The organism is Sphingobium sp. 3R8 (assembly GCF_020166615.1).
Classification (GTDB): Bacteria; Pseudomonadota; Alphaproteobacteria; order Sphingomonadales; family Sphingomonadaceae; genus Sphingobium; species Sphingobium bisphenolicum.
Genome location: NZ_JAIQXR010000052.1, coordinates 1 through 2515 on the forward strand (window position 1 = coordinate 1; position 2515 = coordinate 2515).

The window sequence follows — 2515 nt, forward strand, 5'->3', positions numbered from 1 at the left end:
CTGGACTTGTAACGGTTTTGTGCCGGTCACCTATTTCATTAAGCCACCTTGGCTTCGAACGCGAGCGGGCTGATGCCGCCCAGATATGAATGTCGGCGACGGGTGTTATAGAACCCATTGATGTACTGAAAGATGGCGGCTTCTGCCTGACGCCGCGTCGGCCAGCTCTGCCGCCAGATGAGTTCTGCCTTCAGGGATTTGAAGAAGGTCTCGACAGAGGCATTGATGCTCCTATGTCGGTCAAGAGCTTTTCGCGGATGTTGTTGCCGGATGTTCGGTACAGAGGTGCTGGTAGATTTCGCGGGCAATGTACCGCTTCAGGCACCGCCGGATTTCGCGAGGAGACTTGCCTTCGGCGGTTCGGCGCTGGATGTATTCGCGGGTCGGCAGATGGTGACGCATGCGAACGAGCGCGACGCGGTAGAGAGCCGCATTCGCCCGTCGGTTGCCGCCGCGGTTAAGTCGATGACGGTTGGTCTTGCCACTCGATGCCGGCACTGGGCACACACCGCAAAGTTTAGCAAACGCGGCCTCCGACCGGATCCGCTGGGGATTATCACCGAGTACCACGAGCATGTCGGCAATGGTTCCGGTCGACACACCTGGCGCATCCATCAGTGCCGGTGCCTGGGCACGCACCAACTGCTCGAGGACTGCTTCGTGCTCCTTGATTTCGGTGTCCAGCATTAGCCATCGGTTCGCCAATGCGCGCAACGCCATCTTTGCCGATGCGGTGGTGGAGGCCGGAGCGCCTGGGCGCAGCGCTGCGATCGCGCGGATAAGCGTCATCTTGCCGGTGATACCGATGAACCGCTCGCGCAAAGGCTGCGGTGCATTCACCAGCAGCGTTTTGAGCGTGACCATGGCTTGTGTTCGAGCCTTGAGCGCGGTGTCGCGGGCGATCTTGATATGGCGGATCATTTCGACGGTGCCATCACCGACCTTGGGTTCACCGTCAGCGTCACCCGCAAGAACGGCCCGTGCGGCGGACTCGGCATCCACGGTATCGGTCTTGCCATGCCGACGTCGTAGCTGCCGGTTGACCCGGCCGACCTCGATGACACGCAAGCCCATCGCCGTCAGCGCTCGTGTGAGACCGGCACCATAGGAGCCAGTCCCTTCGATGCCGAACGCATGCACGGTCCCGTGCTCAGCTGCCCAGGCCGCCATCTGGCGATAGCCTTTGCTCGTTACTGGGAAGGAGGCGGTGGCAAGCCGGGCGCCCAGTCCATTGATAGCGACGGCGACGTGAACATCTTTATGAGTGTCGACACCGATGACCACGGCGTCAGATGTGATAACATGCATACGGGTCCTCCAGGCAGGTGGAACCCGAAGCGCTTCGCGAGCGGACAGGACTGTGACGGGACGGCACTCCCTCAGGCTCCTATCAAGTCACGTCTCGCGACGCCCCGGGTGCAGCCTGGGGGGCCGACAGATCAACGCGATGACACGTGGTCAGTCGTAAGCACGGGTCAGATCTCCCAGACTACATGCACCTTCTCACAGTCGTAACAATTTCCCTTGCCGCTCATTGATGGGCGCAGGCCATAGGCCTGCAGCTTCTTCTGATAATCGTAAGAACAATATTGGCTGCCGCGATCCGAATGGAAAAGGCAGCCGTCGGGAGGCTGGCGCAGGCGCACCGCTATATCCAGCGCCCTGATCGCCAGGTCTTTTTTCATCCTGTCACTGACAGCCCAACCCACGACACGCCGGCTATGCAGGTCGAGAATGACGGCAAGGTAGAGCCAGCCCTCTGAGGTCCAGATATAGGTGATGTCGCCCGCCCACTTACGGTTGGGCGCATCGGCGGCGAAGTCGCCGTCCAGCCAGTTCGCTGCGACACCCAAGTGATGGTGGCTATCGGTCGTGACCTTGTGCTTGCGCGTGCGGACCGGCTTGATCCCGTTGATCTTCATCAGCCGCCCGACCCGGCGCTCGCCAACGTCGAGCCCAACCTCTTTGAGTTCCATGGTCATCCTCGGACGACCATAGCTGCCAAGGCTGAGGCTGTACTGTTCCCTGATATGGGCCAGCACTGTCATGTCCGTCCGCTCACGCCGACTGATCGGTCGTGATCGCCAGGAACGATAACCGCGCTCGCTGACAAGCATGACACGGCAGAGCAGTTCAACGGGCCAACGATGCCGCCAGCTGTGCACAAACGCGAACTTCACGGCCTTTGGCTCGCGAAGAACTGCGTGGCCTTTTTTAGCACTTCCCTCTCCTCCCGCAGCACACGGTTCTCAAGGCGAAGGCGTTCATTCTCACGCGCCAAATCTGCCTGCGGCGCTGCCACCAAGTCAGATGGCCGATACTGTGAAACCCACTTGCCCAGCGTCGACTTCCCTATTCCCAAATCCGATGCGACCCGGTCGCGCGGCAAGCCGCTGGTCAGCGCAATCCGCACCGCCTCCTGCTTGAACTCTTCTGTATGCTTGATCATCTCGTCGGTCTCCTGTTGCGAGCTCTAATCGCTCAGGTGACCGGCACAAAACCGTTACAAGTCCAG

1 protein-coding gene and 2 pseudogenes are annotated in these 2515 nt (G+C 60.4%); all 3 read right to left on the minus strand.

Going from position 1 to position 2515, the window contains the following annotated elements; translation table 11 throughout:
- Positions 1–38 precede the first annotated feature (38 nt).
- Positions 39–224 (minus strand): annotated as a pseudogene (locus K9B33_RS22830) (IS3 family transposase); the annotation flags it as partial.
- 16 nt (positions 225–240) lie between these two features.
- Positions 241–1308 (minus strand): IS110 family transposase, encoded by a 1068-nt coding sequence (locus K9B33_RS22835; RefSeq protein WP_224551409.1) that lies wholly within the window; start codon positions 1306–1308, stop codon positions 241–243.
- A 200-nt stretch (positions 1309–1508) separates the two neighbouring features.
- Positions 1509–2449 (minus strand): annotated as a pseudogene (locus tag K9B33_RS22840) (IS3 family transposase); the annotation flags it as partial.
- Positions 2450–2515 lie beyond the last annotated feature (66 nt).

What these genes read in the sequence shown, in the direction of transcription:
- K9B33_RS22835 (WP_224551409.1), bottom strand. Translation starts at nt 1,308, where the DNA reads ATGCATGTTATCACATCTGACGCCGTGGTCATCGGTGTCGACACTCAT.